The 14,107-nt window shown below is 39.7% G+C and carries 10 protein-coding genes; 9 read left to right on the forward strand and 1 reads right to left on the reverse strand.

Translation table 11 applies throughout. From position 1 onward, the window contains the following. Window positions 1-114 precede the first annotated feature (114 nt). Window positions 115-1,560 carry a UDP-N-acetylmuramoyl-L-alanyl-D-glutamate--L-lysine ligase gene (locus tag HMPREF2837_RS07880; RefSeq protein WP_049548442.1) on the reverse strand — a complete coding sequence of 482 codons (1,446 nt, stop codon included), beginning with the start codon at window positions 1,558-1,560 and terminating at the stop codon, window positions 115-117. Window positions 1,561-1,663: 103 nt separating this feature from the next. Between HMPREF2837_RS07880 and HMPREF2837_RS07885 the strand changes: the two genes are divergently transcribed. The 9 genes from HMPREF2837_RS07885 to HMPREF2837_RS07925 all read left to right on the forward strand — a co-directional run bounded on the left by HMPREF2837_RS07885 (window position 1,664) and on the right by HMPREF2837_RS07925 (window position 14,039). After that, the gene (locus tag HMPREF2837_RS07885; protein ID WP_049548441.1) at window positions 1,664-3,286 is read left to right on the forward strand and encodes a putative polysaccharide biosynthesis protein; all 1,623 of its coding nucleotides are present in this window, start codon (window positions 1,664-1,666) and stop codon (window positions 3,284-3,286) included. A 189-nt stretch (window positions 3,287-3,475) separates the two neighbouring features. Continuing rightward, window positions 3,476-5,434 (forward strand): peptide ABC transporter substrate-binding protein, encoded by a 1,959-nt coding sequence (locus HMPREF2837_RS07890; RefSeq protein ID WP_075230818.1) that lies wholly within the window; start codon window positions 3,476-3,478, stop codon window positions 5,432-5,434. Between the two features lie 145 nt (window positions 5,435-5,579). After that, window positions 5,580-6,674 (forward strand): cystathionine gamma-synthase, encoded by a 1,095-nt coding sequence (locus HMPREF2837_RS07895; protein WP_075230819.1) that lies wholly within the window; start codon window positions 5,580-5,582, stop codon window positions 6,672-6,674. A 4-nt stretch (window positions 6,675-6,678) separates the two neighbouring features. Beyond that, window positions 6,679-7,845 carry a MalY/PatB family protein gene (locus tag HMPREF2837_RS07900; RefSeq protein ID WP_049548438.1) on the forward strand — a complete coding sequence of 389 codons (1,167 nt, stop codon included), beginning with the start codon at window positions 6,679-6,681 and terminating at the stop codon, window positions 7,843-7,845. Between the two features lie 91 nt (window positions 7,846-7,936). Beyond that, the gene (locus HMPREF2837_RS07905; RefSeq protein ID WP_049548437.1) at window positions 7,937-11,023 is read left to right on the forward strand and encodes a pilus expression-regulating Snf2 family helicase; all 3,087 of its coding nucleotides are present in this window, start codon (window positions 7,937-7,939) and stop codon (window positions 11,021-11,023) included. 58 nt (window positions 11,024-11,081) lie between these two features. Further along, window positions 11,082-11,678 (forward strand): divisome accessory protein ZapJ, encoded by a 597-nt coding sequence (locus tag HMPREF2837_RS07910; protein ID WP_049548436.1) that lies wholly within the window; start codon window positions 11,082-11,084, stop codon window positions 11,676-11,678. Window positions 11,679-11,689: 11 nt separating this feature from the next. Continuing rightward, entirely contained in the window at window positions 11,690-13,024 is a 1,335-nt protein-coding gene (gene murC, locus HMPREF2837_RS07915) for a UDP-N-acetylmuramate--L-alanine ligase (protein WP_049548435.1), read from the forward strand. Window positions 13,025-13,032: 8 nt separating this feature from the next. Further along, window positions 13,033-13,548, forward strand: a complete 516-nt coding sequence (locus tag HMPREF2837_RS07920; protein ID WP_049548434.1) for a GNAT family N-acetyltransferase — start codon at window positions 13,033-13,035, stop codon at window positions 13,546-13,548. Beyond that, complete coding sequence (locus tag HMPREF2837_RS07925) at window positions 13,545-14,039, forward strand: GNAT family N-acetyltransferase (protein ID WP_049548433.1); 495 nt, start codon at window positions 13,545-13,547, stop codon at window positions 14,037-14,039. The genes HMPREF2837_RS07920 and HMPREF2837_RS07925 overlap by 4 nt, the downstream gene beginning before the upstream one ends. Window positions 14,040-14,107 lie beyond the last annotated feature (68 nt).

Below are 14,107 nucleotides of genomic sequence, written 5' to 3' on the forward strand. Positions count from 1 at the left end.
CCCTTGATATACTTGACAAATGGTAGAAAAGAGCCGAAAAAACTTGATACTATGCGTTTTAATTTCTTCTTTTTTTGATGAAATTGAGTTTTTGTCTAGCCTTCTTTAAATTTACTATAGATAACGTTCAGCGATGGCTGCATCACCTGGATAGTCTTCTTTTTTACCTTGGATGATTTGGTAGCAGTCAGCTCCTTTACCAGCGATTATCACAGCATCCAGTTCTTGACTTGTAACAGACATCGCAGTCTTGATGGCTTGCTCACGGTCGGCAATCTTTTCAACAGGATGGCTGATGTAGCTACTGATTTCATCTGCAATGGCCATTGGATCTTCGTGGTTTGGATCATCAGCTGTTAGAAAGACTTGAATTTCAGGATGTTGATCGAGAAGAAGTCCAAAGTCCTTACGACGGCTTTCTCCCTTGTTTCCAGTTGAGCCAAGTACTAGAGCAATCTTTCCAGTCTGGTGTGTTTCAACAACTGAGATTAGTTTTTTAAGACTGTCACCATTGTGGGCGTAGTCAATGAAAACTTTTGCGCCATTTTTCTGAGTGAGGACTTCCATACGTCCTGGAACACGAGTAGTAGCAATCCCTTTTTTGATATCTTCAAGACTAGCACCTAAACGAAGACAGGCAAGTCCAGCAGCGACTGCATTTTCTTGGTTAAAGTGTCCAATCAACTGGATATCATAATCGCCAGCTAATTTACCAGTAGCTGAGAAGCTAAAGGCTTTGGAGTTTTCGATCTGGTTACTTGACTGGCTACCGTAGAAGTCATGCTCTTGGTTCTCAACTTGTTCTTTTAGAACAGAGAAGTGGTCCATATCGCTATTAATGACAACTGCTCGGCTATTTTTCATCAAGAGACGCTTGTGATAGAAGTAATCTTCAAAGTTAGGATGCTCAATTGGACCAATATGGTCAGGGCTGATGTTGAGGAACACACCTACATCGAAGGTTAGACCATAGACTCGCTTGACCAAGTAGGCTTGACTGGATACTTCCATGATGAGGTGGGTTCTACCATTATCAACTGCCTGCGCCATCATATCAAAGAGGTCGATGCTTTCAGGAGTTGTCAGAGCAGACTTGAAGAAAGTTTTACCGTCCAAGGTAGTGTTCATGGTTGATAACATAGCTGGACGATGTTGCTGATTTAAGATATTGTAGGCGAAGTAAGCTGCTGTTGTTTTTCCTTTAGTACCAGTGAAAGCAAGGATTTTCAGTTTCTTCTGAGGGTTGCCATAAAATTCCATGGCAATCAAACTCATGGCCTTCTTGATATTGTTAACAACAATAACAGGAATTCCAACTTCATAATCCTGTTCCGCTACATACCAACCAAGCCCTTGTGCGATAGCTGAAAATAGATATTCTTTTTTAAAGGCAGCTCCTTTTGCAAAAAATAGAGTATTTTCTTTGGTTGTTCGGCTATCGTAACTGATGCTGTCAAAAATAACATCGTTGTAATTGTAGTGGTAATGTCCTTGGTCGATAATCTCACGGAAGAGACCATCCTTTTTTAAAATGTCTAATATAGTTTCAATCTTTATCATACTTTCTATTGTAAACCGAAAGTCTGAATTTTACAAGTAACAAGGAAAAGTTTATAATGGAAGATAAGGAACATTTCCGTTATTAAAATTGAATGAGGAAGTTATGTCTAACGAAAATAATCATCAGCAGGCCCAGATGTTACGAGGGACTGCTTGGCTTACGGCTAGTAACTTTATCAGTCGCCTGCTCGGGGCCATTTACATCATCCCTTGGTATATCTGGATGGGGACTTATGCTGCTAAGGCTAATGGTCTCTTTACTATGGGTTACAATATCTATGCTTGGTTCTTGTTGATTTCGACAGCAGGTATCCCTGTTGCAGTCGCAAAGCAGGTTGCCAAGTATAACACCATGAAAGAAGAAGAGCATAGTTTTGCTCTGATTCGGAGTTTCCTGGGCTTTATGACTGGACTAGGTCTTGTCTTTGCTTTGGTCTTATATCTCTTTGCGCCTTGGTTGGCAGATCTTTCTGGTGTCGGTAAGGACTTGATTCCCATTATGCAGAGTCTAGCTTGGGCTGTCTTGATTTTCCCGTCTATGAGTGTTATCCGTGGATTTTTCCAAGGGATGAATAATCTCAAGCCTTATGCCATGAGTCAAATCGCTGAGCAAGTTATCCGAGTTATTTGGATGCTCTTAGCAACCTTTATCATCATGAAGCTTGGTTCGGGAGACTATCTAGCAGCAGTCACCCAGTCTACCTTTGCGGCCTTTGTGGGAATGGTAGCTAGCTTTGCTGTCTTGCTTTATTTCCTCTATAAAGAAGGAATGCTTCAAAAAGTCTTTGAAACACGAGATAAGATTGATAGCAAACACCTGTTAATGGATACGATTAAGGAAGCTATTCCTTTTATCATAACAGGTTCAGCTATTCAGCTTTTCCAAATTTTGGACCAAATGACCTTTATCAATAGCATGAAGTGGTTTACCAACTACAATAATGAAGATTTAGTTGTCATGTTTTCTTATTTCTCTGCCAATCCTAATAAAATCACCATGATTCTCATTTCTGTTGGAGTTTCGATTGGTAGTGTAGGATTACCACTTTTAACTGAGAACTATGTCAAAGGGGATTTGCCAGCAGCTTCTCGTTTAGTGCAAGATAGTATTACCATGCTTTTTCTATTCCTCTTACCTGCAACGGTTGGAGTGGTCATGGTAGGAGAACCACTCTATACAGTCTTTTACGGTAAACCAGATAGCTTGGCGATGGGCTTGTTTGTCTTTGCAGTTTTGCAGTCAACCATTCTTGGATTGTACATGGTCTTGTCACCAATGCTTCAGGCTATGTTCCGTAATCGCAAGGCAATCCTTTACTTTTTCTATGGTTCCATTGCCAAGCTCGTCTTACAAATACCATCAATAGCGCTTTTTCATAGTTATGGTCCTCTCATTTCAACGACCATCGGTCTTATCATTCCAATTGTTTTAATGTACCGCGAGATCTGTCAGATTACAGGGGTTCATCGAAAGATCATCCTAAAACGAACAATCCTAGTGATCATTTTAACTCTTGTCATGTTTATCTTGGTAGGCTTCTTACAATGGATGATAGGATTTGTCTTCCAACCAACTGGACGTTTTTGGAGCTTCATCTATGTCGCCCTAATCGGAACAATCGGTGGTGGGCTCTACGGATTCATGAGTCTCTATACTCGTCTCTTAGATAAGGTTATTGGACAGGCAAAAGCTGACCGGCTACGAGCACGATTAAAATTATCATAATGATTTATAAATAAAATGAACAGTTTGAACTTTTAAGGGAAAAAAGTTTAAATTGTTCATTTTTTATTAAAAAAAGAGAGAAAAAAATAAAAATTGTATAAAAAAATAAATTTTTAGAGAATTATCGCTTGACTAAAAAAAACAATAGCTGTATAATGATACAAATATTTAAATTTGGAGGTTCTGGAAATGAAAAAGTCTAAGGCAAAATATCTGACGCTGGCAGGCCTTGCCCTAAGTGCCGGTCTACTATTGGCGGCTTGTAGCAACTCAGCTAGTTCAACTAAAACATACAACTATGTCTATTCTAGCGATCCATCTAGTTTAAACTATCTTGCAGAAAACCGTGCAACAACCAATGACATCGTTACCAATTTGGTAGATGGGTTGATGGAAAATGACCAATACGGTAACTACGTTCCATCCTTAGCAGAGGACTGGAGTGTTTCTCAGGACGGTTTGACATACACTTATAAACTTCGTAAAGATGCTAAGTGGTATACCTCTGAAGGTGAAGAATATGCTCCAGTAACTGCCCAAGATTTTGTAACTGGTTTGAAATATGCTGCTGATAAAAAATCCGAAGCTTTGTACCTGGTTCAAGATTCTGTAGCAGGTTTGGATGACTATATCAACGGGAAAACAACTGACTTTTCAACTGTCGGTGTTAAGGCGATTGACGACCAAACAGTTCAGTACACTTTGACACGACCAGAATCTTATTGGAATTCTAAAACAACATCAACCATTCTCTTCCCTGTCAATGCAGATTTCCTGAAATCAAAAGGGGATGATTTTGGTAAGGTGGATCCTTCTAGTATTTTGTACAATGGACCTTTTTTGATGAAATCCTTTGTTTCAAAATCTGTTATCGAATTCAAGAAAAATCCCAACTACTGGGATGAAAAAAATGTCTTTGTAGATGATGTGAAATTGGCCTATTATGATGGTAGTGACCAAGATGCACTAGCTCGTAACTTTGTAGAAGGAGTCTACAGCTACGCACGTCTCTATCCAAATAGCTCAAGCTTTGAAGGAATTAAAGAGAAGAACAAAGATAACATCATTTATAGTATGCAAACCGCAACTTCTTATTACTTGAACTTCAACTTGGACAGAAAATCTTATAACTTCACGTCTAAATCCTCAGATATCGAAAAGAAATCAACTCAAGAAGCAGTTCTGAATAAAAACTTCCGTCAAGCCTTCAACTATGCTTATAACCGTACAGCATATGGAGCTCAATCTCAAGGGGAAGACGGAGCAACGAAGATTATTCGTAACCTGGTTGTACCTCCTACATTTGTAAGTATCAACGGGAAAGACTTTGGAGATGTTGTTTCAGAAAAGATGGTCAACTATGGCCAAGAATGGCAAGGAATCAACTTTGCAGATGCGCAAGACCCATACTACAATCCTGACAAGGCTAAGGCTAAGTTTGCAGAAGCTAAGAAAGAATTGGAAGCTAAGGGTGTGCAGTTCCCAATCCACTTGGATGTATCAGTTGACCAATCAGCTAAAAAAGGTGTACTTGAAGCAAGTTCTTTGAAACAATCCATCGAATCTGTTCTAGGAGCTGAGAATGTGGTTATCGATATCCAACAGCTATCAACAGATGACTACGATAATTCTAGCTACCTAGCTCAAACCGCAGCTCAAAAGGATTTTGATATTTATAATGGTGGTTGGAGTGCTGACTACTTGGATCCATCAAGTTATCTTGATATCCTAAATGTTAATAATGGGGGTATGTTGCAAAACATTGGTCTAGAACCAGGTGAGGTAAATGACAAGGCTAAGGCAGTTGGACTCGATATTTACACTCAAATGCTAGAAGAAGCGAACAAGGAGCAAGAACCAGCAAAACGTTATGAAAAATATGCTGAAGTTCAAGCTTGGCTCGTTGATAGCGCCCTTGCAATTCCAAATGTTTCTCTTGGTGGAACACCGACCTTGAGAAAGACAGTTCCATTCTCATCGCCATTCTCACAAGCAGGAAATAAGGGTGTCGAATCATACAAGTATCTCAAGTTGCAAGATAAGACTGTAACGGCTGATGAGTATGAAAAAGCTAAAGAAAAATGGCTAAAAGAAAAAGAAGAATCTAACAAAAAAGCCCAAGAAGAATTAGCTAAACACGTTAAATAATCAGTCAGTGCAACAGGAAAAACGATAGTTTCTCAGGAAGCTATCGTTTTTGTATAGTTTGAAACTATAACTAGCTCTTGAAAACAAGAAAACGAAGGATACAAAATAAGTGGTACAATAGTTACTATAGATTTGGAGGTATTGTATGAGTAAATCATTTCACATCAACACAATTTTAGCACAAGCAGGGATCAAATCTGATGAAGCAACAGGTGCTTTGGTTACACCAATTCACTTTTCAACGACTTATCAGCACCCAGAATTTGGTCAATCAACTGGATTTGACTATACCCGCACCAAAAACCCAACTCGTAGCAAGGCAGAGGAAGTTTTGGCAGCAATTGAATCAGCCCACTATGCTCTAGCAACTAGTTCAGGTATGTCTGCGATTGTGTTGGCCTTTAGTGTCTTCCCAGTAGGAAGCAAGGTTTTGGCTGTCCGTGATCTTTACGGTGGTTCTTTCCGTTGGTTCAATCAAGTGGAGCAAGAAGGACGTTTTCACTTTACCTATGCCAACACAGAAGAAGAGTTGATTGCTGAGCTAGAAAGAGATGTGGATGTACTTTATATCGAAACACCAACCAACCCTTTGATGTTGGAATTTGATATTGAAAAATTGTCAACATTAGCTCATGCAAAAGGTGCTAAAGTTGTTGTGGACAATACCTTCTACAGTCCAATCTATCAACGTCCAATTGAAGATGGAGCAGATATAGTCCTTCATTCAGCAACTAAATACCTTGCAGGCCATAATGATGTTCTAGCTGGTGTAGTTGTGACAGATAATGCTGATTTGTACGAAAAACTCTTTTACAATCTCAACACGACAGGGGCTGTTTTGTCACCATTTGATAGTTATCAATTGATTCGTGGTCTTAAAACATTGTCACTTCGTATGGAGCGCTCAACAGCGAATGCTCAAGAAATCGTAGCCTTTTTGGAACAATCACCTGCTGTCAAAGAAGTCTTGTATACAGGGCGTGGTGGAATGATTTCCTTTAAAGTGGCGGATGAAAAACGTATCCCTCATATCTTAAACACTTTGAAAGTATTCTCTTTTGCTGAAAGCCTGGGTGGTGTTGAAAGTCTGATTACCTATCCAACTACTCAAACCCATGCAGACATTCCTGCAGAGGTTCGTCATTCTTATGGATTAACAGATGACCTTTTACGCTTGTCTATTGGTATTGAGGATGTAAGGGACTTGATTGAAGATTTGCGCCAAGCTTTGGAAGGATAATACTATGGGAAAATATGATTTTACGACTTTACCCAATCGTTTTGGACATCATACCTACAAATGGAAAGAAGCAGAGACTGACCGTCAAGTATTGCCGGCCTGGATTGCTGATATGGACTTTGAAGTCTTACCTGAGATCCGTCAGACAGTCCATGATTATGCAGAGCAATTAGTCTATGGCTATACCTATGCTAGTGATGGTTTGATTGAAGCAGTTCAAGACTGGGAAGAAAAACATCATGGTTATGGCTTTGATAAGAATGCCCTAGTCTTTATCGAAGGAGTAGTACCAGCTATTTCAATAGCTATACAAGCCTATACCAAAGAAGGTGAAGCGGTTCTGATTAACACACCAGTTTATCCTCCTTTTGCTCGGAGCATTAAGCTCAACAATCGTCGATTAATCACCAACTCTCTAGTAGAAAAAGATGGACTTTTTGAGATTGACTTTGTCCAACTAGAAAAAGACTTTGTCGAAGAGGATGTGAAACTCTACGTTCTCTGCAATCCTCATAATCCTGGTGGACGGGTTTGGGAGAAAGAAGTCTTGGAAAAGATTGGACAACTGTGTCAAAAACATGGAGTTTTGCTAGTATCTGATGAGATTCACCAAGATTTAGCCTTGTTTGGAAATAAACACCAGTCATTCAATACGGTAAATGAAGATTTTAAAGAATTTTCACTGATTTTAAGCAGTGCGACCAAGACCTTCAATATTGCTGGGACCAAGAATTCTTACGCCATTATCGAGAATCCAAAGTTGAGACTTGCTTTCCAGAAGCGCCAGCTTGCTAATAATCAACATGAAATCTCAGGTTTGGGATATTTAGCAACAGAAACTGCCTATCGATATGGTGAAGATTGGTTGACAGAACTCAAAGAACTGATTGAGAAACACATCAATTATGTAGTGGATGTATTTGGTAAAGAAACTAAAATCAAGGTCATGAAACCTCAAGGGACCTATCTCATTTGGCTTGATTTTTCAGCCTATGATATTAGCGATGAAGAATTAAAAAGCCTCTTAAGAAATGAAGCCAAGGTTATCCTCAATCCTGGTTTGGATTACGGAGAGGAAGGAAGTCTCCATGCTCGCTTAAATGTAGCCATGCCGACATCTGTCTTGGAAGAAGTTTGCCAACGAATCATTATTACTTTCGCTAAACTTTAAGAAGCTAGTCTTCTGGGGGAAAAGTACCCTAGAAGGCTATTTTCATAGGCAGAAATATGGTATAATTAGGAGATAAAGTAAAGGGGAACATATGGCTAAATTGATTCCGGGTAAGCTTCGAATGGAGGGAGCTCAACTCTACGAAACTAGTCAGATTGAAATTATCAAAGAGAAAGACCATCGTCTCTATGCGCGTGTAGCAGATGAAGAAATTCGCTATAGCCTGGATGATGATTTGGTTTTTTGTGCTTGTGATTTTTTCCAAAAAAGAGGGTTTTGTGTGCATTTGGCAGCGCTAGAACATTACCTGAAAAATGATCATTTGGGTCAAGAACTTTTACAGAAACTAGAAAATGGGCAGGAAAAGAAGGAGGAAGTCGAAACCCAAGTGACCTTTGGGGGACGTTTCCTAGAGAGCATACAAGCTACTAACTCGCCTAAAATCTATCAGCTAGCCGCTCAGGGGCAAGTTGAAGCTGGAACCAATCGTATTATTTGGACTTTGAGGATTGGTCTTATCCAGACTCATAAGTTTTATGTAATCCGAGATATTCCTCTCTTCCTGAAGGTTCTAGAAAATAGTAAACCTTACATGATTGGTAAGCTATATGAAGCCTCCTTGAAGCTTAGTCAGTTTGATGAGACTAGCCAGTTTGTCTTAAATTTTCTTCAGGGAATTGTAGAAGATGAGTCTGAAAATGCCCTCTTTTTCCAGAATCAAGGTCGTCACCTCTATTTTCCTCTATCCTTTTTTGAACAGGGTGTCAGTCTGCTGATGGACTTAGATGAATTTCAATTTGACCATCAAATTTCAAGCTATCCTCATCTTGTCTTTCAAGATTTTGATGGTCAAGCAGGTTTGTTTTCTTTTGTAATTGAAGAAAAATCTAACTATTATGAGATGGAAATATTTCAACAGGTAGGGATGAATTCATTTTATAAGGGACAAGTGCTATTTACTAAAGGTACATTTTATCTTCTGTCTAAAGAGCAAGCTAGCCTTTTAGAAAAATTAAAAAAAGTACCTGTCGATAAAAGTGGTAGAAAGATTTTACAATTTGATACCAGTGATCGAGATCTCCTAGCTTCGACTTTGTCCCAATTTAAAAACGTAGGAAAGGTAGAGGCTCCTGATGGGCTTCGAATCCAGTCTTTCCGTCCTTCTTTCTACATGGAACGAGAAGAGGATGGTTCTATTCGCTTGGATATGCAGTTTCAATATGAAGCTTGCTTAGTAACGAATCGTGAGGAACTAGAAAGTCTTCCTTTTGCTAGTGATATTCAACTGGAGAAGCAAATCTTTCAGTTGGCCCTATCTGCTGGATTTGAAGCAGATTTTCGTTCATGGCGTCAAAGTTTGAAAGCTGATGCAGTCCATACATTCTTTCAGGAAGTTTTACCAGCTTTTGAAGCACTTGGAGAATTAAGGATTTCCGAGAGCTTGCAAGAACTCTATCAGGTTCAGAAGCCTCAAGTACATATCTCCTCCAAGGGGAGCCTTTTAGAAATTCAATTTGATTTTTGGGATATCGATCAAGAAGAAATCGATCGAGCGATGAAAGCGCTAGTTGAGAAGCAGGATTATTATATCAGTTCCTCAAATCAGGTTTACTATTTCGATGATCAGACCAAACGTATCCGTCAGGATTTAGAAGAGTTAGGGATAGAGGAGCTACAAGATGGAGCCTTTAGAGCTCGTAAATCCCTAGCTTATACCCTATCTCGTCTATTTGAGGATCAGGATCAAATTTTTTTCACTGAAGAATTTCGCCATTTGGCCCATGATTTGACACATCCAGAAGATTTTCCGATGAAAGAGCTGAATATTCAAGCAGAACTAAGGGATTATCAGAAAAGGGGAATTCAGTGGTTGCAGATGCTCCATCATTATGGCTTTGGCGGTATTTTAGCAGATGATATGGGTCTTGGGAAGACCTTGCAAACCATTGCCTTTTTAAGCAGTCAGGCTCAAGCGGATACTAGTGTTTTAATCCTTGCTCCGTCTGGCTTAATCTATAACTGGGCCGATGAATTTCAAAAGTTTGCTCCAGATTTGGATGTTGTAGTGGTGCATGGCTTGAAATCTCATCGAGAGTCGATTTTGGCAGAAAATCATCAGATTTATGTGACAAGCTATGCCACTTTCCGTCAAGATAGTGAAATTTATCGAGATTTATCTTTCGATTTTCTCTTTTTAGACGAAGCTCAGGTCATGAAAAATGCACAGACCAAGATTGCGCAAAGTTTGCGACGATTTGTGGTTCCATCTGTCTTTGCACTATCAGGAACACCGATTGAAAACCATCTGGGAGAACTCTGGTCGATTTTTCAGATTGTCTTACCAGGCCTCTTACCTGCTAAGAAGGAGTTTATGAAACTATCAACTGAGAGAGTGGCTCAATTTATCAAACCCTTTGTCATGAGACGCAAGAAAGAAGAGGTTTTGACAGAGTTGCCTGACTTGATTGAAGTCGTCTATAAGAATGAACTGGAGGATCAACAAAAAGCTATCTATCTTGCTCAGCTGCAACAGATGCAGGAGCGTCTGGAACAGGTAAGCGATTGGGAATTTCAACGAAATCGCGTCGAAATTTTGACTGGTCTCATGCGTTTGCGTCAGATTTGTGATACACCTGCGCTCTTTATGGAGGACTACCAAGGAGAGAGCGGGAAGCTGGATAGTTTACGAGATTTGCTGGTTCAGATTGCTGAAGGTGGACACCGTGTACTTATCTTCTCACAATTTAGAGGCATGTTGGATCGGATTGAGCAAGAGCTACCTGACTTAGGCTTGACTTCCTTTAAAATTACGGGATCAACTCCTTCTCAAGAACGTCAGGAAATGACTAAGGCTTTTAACCAAGGAGAGCGCGATGTATTCTTGATTTCTCTAAAGGCTGGTGGAGTTGGACTCAATCTCACTGGTGCGGATACGGTCATTCTAGTAGACTTATGGTGGAATCCTGCAGTTGAATCTCAGGCTATCGGTCGAGCTCATCGTATGGGGCAAGAGCAGGCTGTTGAAGTTTATCGCCTTGTGACTCGAGGTACAATTGAAGAAAAGATTCAAGAATTACAAGAGAAAAAGAAAAATCTTGTTTCTGAAATCTTGGATGGAACAGAGTCTCGAGGAAGTCTGAGTCTAGCTGAAATACGAGAAATTTTAGGGATTTCATGAGCCTATACTTGAAAAATCAAGACATTACGCTATAATGGAGTATTGAAAGGAAATAAATATGACACAAAAACGATTTCCAATAGTGGCAGATGATGAAGTCATGTTGACAGAAATGCCAGTTATGAATCTCTACGATGAGTCTGATTTCATCAGTAATATCAAAGGTGATTATCAAGATAAAAACTACTTGGAATGGTCTCCAATCACTGAAGAAAAAAAGCAAGAGAAAGCCAAGCCTCTTGTAAAACCGATTGAGAAAAAAGAAAAATCCTATGCTGAACTAGCGCGTGAAGAAGCTCGTGCGGATTTGAAAAAGAAGCGTTCGGCTCGATATTTGACTCAGGATGTGAGCCATACGAGACGTCAAACGAAAACAAGCCAGGTGCGTCCAGCAAATCAACCGACAGCACCTTTTCAAAAAGAAAATCCAGGAGAATTTGCGAAATATAGTCAGAAGTTAGGTCAATCTCACTATATTTTGGCAGAAACAGTTTCTCAAGTGGATAGTCCTTTGCCAAATAGCGAAAAGTCTCATCCTAAGAAAAACAACTATGACTTTTTAAAGAAAAGTCAAATTTATAACAAAAAAAGTAAACAAAAAGAACAAGAGCGTCAAGTAGCCCAAGAGCTCAACTTGACTAGAATGAGTGAATAGAGGGGAAGAAAATGGCAAAAACTTATCATTTTATCGGAATCAAAGGATCAGGTATGAGTGCCTTGGCTTTGATGTTGCATCAAATGGGGCACAAGGTTCAAGGTTCTGATGTTGAGAAGTACTACTTTACCCAACGTGGACTAGAGCAAGCAGGAATTACAATCTTACCTTTTGATGAAAAGAATTTGCAAGGGGATATGGATATTATCGCTGGGAATGCCTTCCGTCCAGATAATAACGTGGAAATTGCCTATGCGGATCAACAGGGCTTGAGCTATAAACGTTATCATGAGTTTCTCGGTAGCTTTATGCGTGATTTTATCAGCATGGGAGTTGCTGGAGCCCACGGTAAGACTTCAACAACTGGGATGCTTTCTCACGTCTTGTCACACATCACTGATACAAGTTACTTGATCGGAGATGGTACAGGTCGTGGATCTGAAAATGCCAAGTATTTTGTCTTTGAATCAGACGAGTATGAGCGCCATTTCATGCCATATCACCCAGAATATTCTATTATTACGAACATTGACTTTGACCACCCAGACTACTTCACAAGCTTAGAGGACGTCTTCAACGCCTTCAATGATTATGCCAAACAAATTACCAAAGGTTTGTTTGTCTATGGTGAAGATGCTGAGTTGCGTAAGATTACAGCAAATGCCCCAATCTATTATTACGGTTTTGAAGCAGACAACAATGATTTTGTAGCAAGCGACTTACTTCGTTCTACTACAGGTTCAACCTTTACCGTTCACTTCCGTGGTCAAGAGTTGGGCCAATTCCACATTCCAACTTTCGGTCGCCACAACATCATGAATGCCACAGCAGTGATTGGTTTGCTTTATACTGCTGGCTTTGACTTGAATTTAGTACGTGAACACTTGAAGACTTTTGGTGGAGTGAAACGTCGCTTTACAGAAAAGATTGTCAATGACACTGTTATCATCGATGATTTTGCTCACCATCCAACTGAAATCGTAGCGACTCTTGATGCTGCACGTCAAAAATACCCAAGCAAGGAAATCGTGGCTATCTTCCAACCGCATACTTTTACTCGTACAATCGCCTTGTTGGATGACTTTGCTCAAGCCTTGAATCAGGCTGATGCCGTTTACCTAGCGCAAATCTACGGTTCAGCTCGCGAAGTAGACAATGGTGATGTCAAGGTTGAAGATCTTGCAAGTAAGATTAATAAGAAAAATCAAGTAATCACAGTTGAAAATGTTTCTCCACTCCTAGACCATGACAATGCTGTCTATGTCTTCATGGGAGCTGGCGACATCCAAACGTATGAATATTCATTCGAACGTCTCTTGTCTAATTTGACAAGCAATGTTCAGTAAGGAAGAACATGGAATTTCCAATTAAAATAAGGGAAGTTCAGCAATCAGATATAAATCAGATTTGCTTGATACAAGAAAGTATTTCAAACTCCCTAGAAATATTGAATAGAGAAATAATAGAAGAACGTATCCGCAACCATGCGGGTACGTTTCTCTTAGCTAGCCTGGATGATCAAGGGATTGCTTATATTACTGCAGCTCCACTTCCTATTCCCTCTTTAAGAAAATGGATGCTTGATATTGGAGGTGAGGAATTCATTAATGAGAACTCAATCATCCTTGAAGATTTAGCTGTTCATCCAGATTACCAAGGGCAAGGTTTTGGAACTTTGTTGCTAGCAGCTTTGAAGGAAGTTACCCGTCAGCAAGATAGACCAGGTATTTATCTGCTTTGTGAGGATGAGTTGCTGGCCTACTTTGAAATGAATGGATTTGTAGAACAGGGGATCGTAGATGGAGAAAGGGGCAGTGAAGTTGCCTTTCTTCTGCATTGGCAGAATCCCTATTATCAGGAGGAAATATGATTATTAGACCAGCGAGATTGACAGATTTAGATCGCATCTTTGAAATTGAACTAGAGAACTTTTCAATTGAAGAAGCCATACCTCGATCTGTCTTTGAAGCACATTTAAAGGAAATAAAAACGAGCTTTCTAGTGGCTGAAAAAGAGGGGGAGATACTCGGTTATATTGAAGGACCAGTAGTCCCTCATCGTTATTTACAAGACCAGTCCTTTACAGAAGACATTAAAGATTATAGCCATCAAAAAGGTGGCTATATCTCTGTGACTTGTCTATCCATTGCTAAGAAAGCTCAAGTTTTAGGTGTCGGACGAAAATTATTGACCGCCTTAAAAGAGATCGCTCTTGAGCATGAGCGTGAGGGAATCAATCTGACCTGCCATGACTATCTCATTGGCTATTATGAGAAACAAGGTTTTGTGAATGAAGGAAAATCCAAGTCGACTTTTGCTGGTGAAGAATGGTATGACATGGTCTGGGAAAACACGAATTAGGCATCAGAAAGGCATCTATGGTTGCTTTTCTTTAGTTTTTAAGATATAATATTATGGATTATCAACAA

Origin of the sequence: Streptococcus sp. HMSC071D03 (assembly GCF_001812125.1) — a bacterium.
GTDB lineage: Bacteria > Bacillota > Bacilli > Lactobacillales > Streptococcaceae > Streptococcus > Streptococcus pseudopneumoniae_N.

Bases quoted from the DNA above. Each gene is read 5' to 3' on its own strand.
- HMPREF2837_RS07880 (WP_049548442.1), bottom strand. From the start codon at position 1,560: ATGATAAAGATTGAAACTATATTAGACATTTTAAAAAAGGATGGTCTC.
- HMPREF2837_RS07885 (WP_049548441.1), top strand. From the start codon at position 1,664: ATGTCTAACGAAAATAATCATCAGCAGGCCCAGATGTTACGAGGGACT.
- HMPREF2837_RS07890 (WP_075230818.1), top strand. From the start codon at position 3,476: ATGAAAAAGTCTAAGGCAAAATATCTGACGCTGGCAGGCCTTGCCCTA.
- HMPREF2837_RS07895 (WP_075230819.1), top strand. From the start codon at position 5,580: ATGAGTAAATCATTTCACATCAACACAATTTTAGCACAAGCAGGGATC.
- HMPREF2837_RS07900 (WP_049548438.1), top strand. From the start codon at position 6,679: ATGGGAAAATATGATTTTACGACTTTACCCAATCGTTTTGGACATCAT.
- HMPREF2837_RS07905 (WP_049548437.1), top strand. From the start codon at position 7,937: ATGGCTAAATTGATTCCGGGTAAGCTTCGAATGGAGGGAGCTCAACTC.
- HMPREF2837_RS07910 (WP_049548436.1), top strand. From the start codon at position 11,082: ATGACACAAAAACGATTTCCAATAGTGGCAGATGATGAAGTCATGTTG.
- murC (WP_049548435.1), top strand. From the start codon at position 11,690: ATGGCAAAAACTTATCATTTTATCGGAATCAAAGGATCAGGTATGAGT.
- HMPREF2837_RS07920 (WP_049548434.1), top strand. From the start codon at position 13,033: ATGGAATTTCCAATTAAAATAAGGGAAGTTCAGCAATCAGATATAAAT.
- HMPREF2837_RS07925 (WP_049548433.1), top strand. From the start codon at position 13,545: ATGATTATTAGACCAGCGAGATTGACAGATTTAGATCGCATCTTTGAA.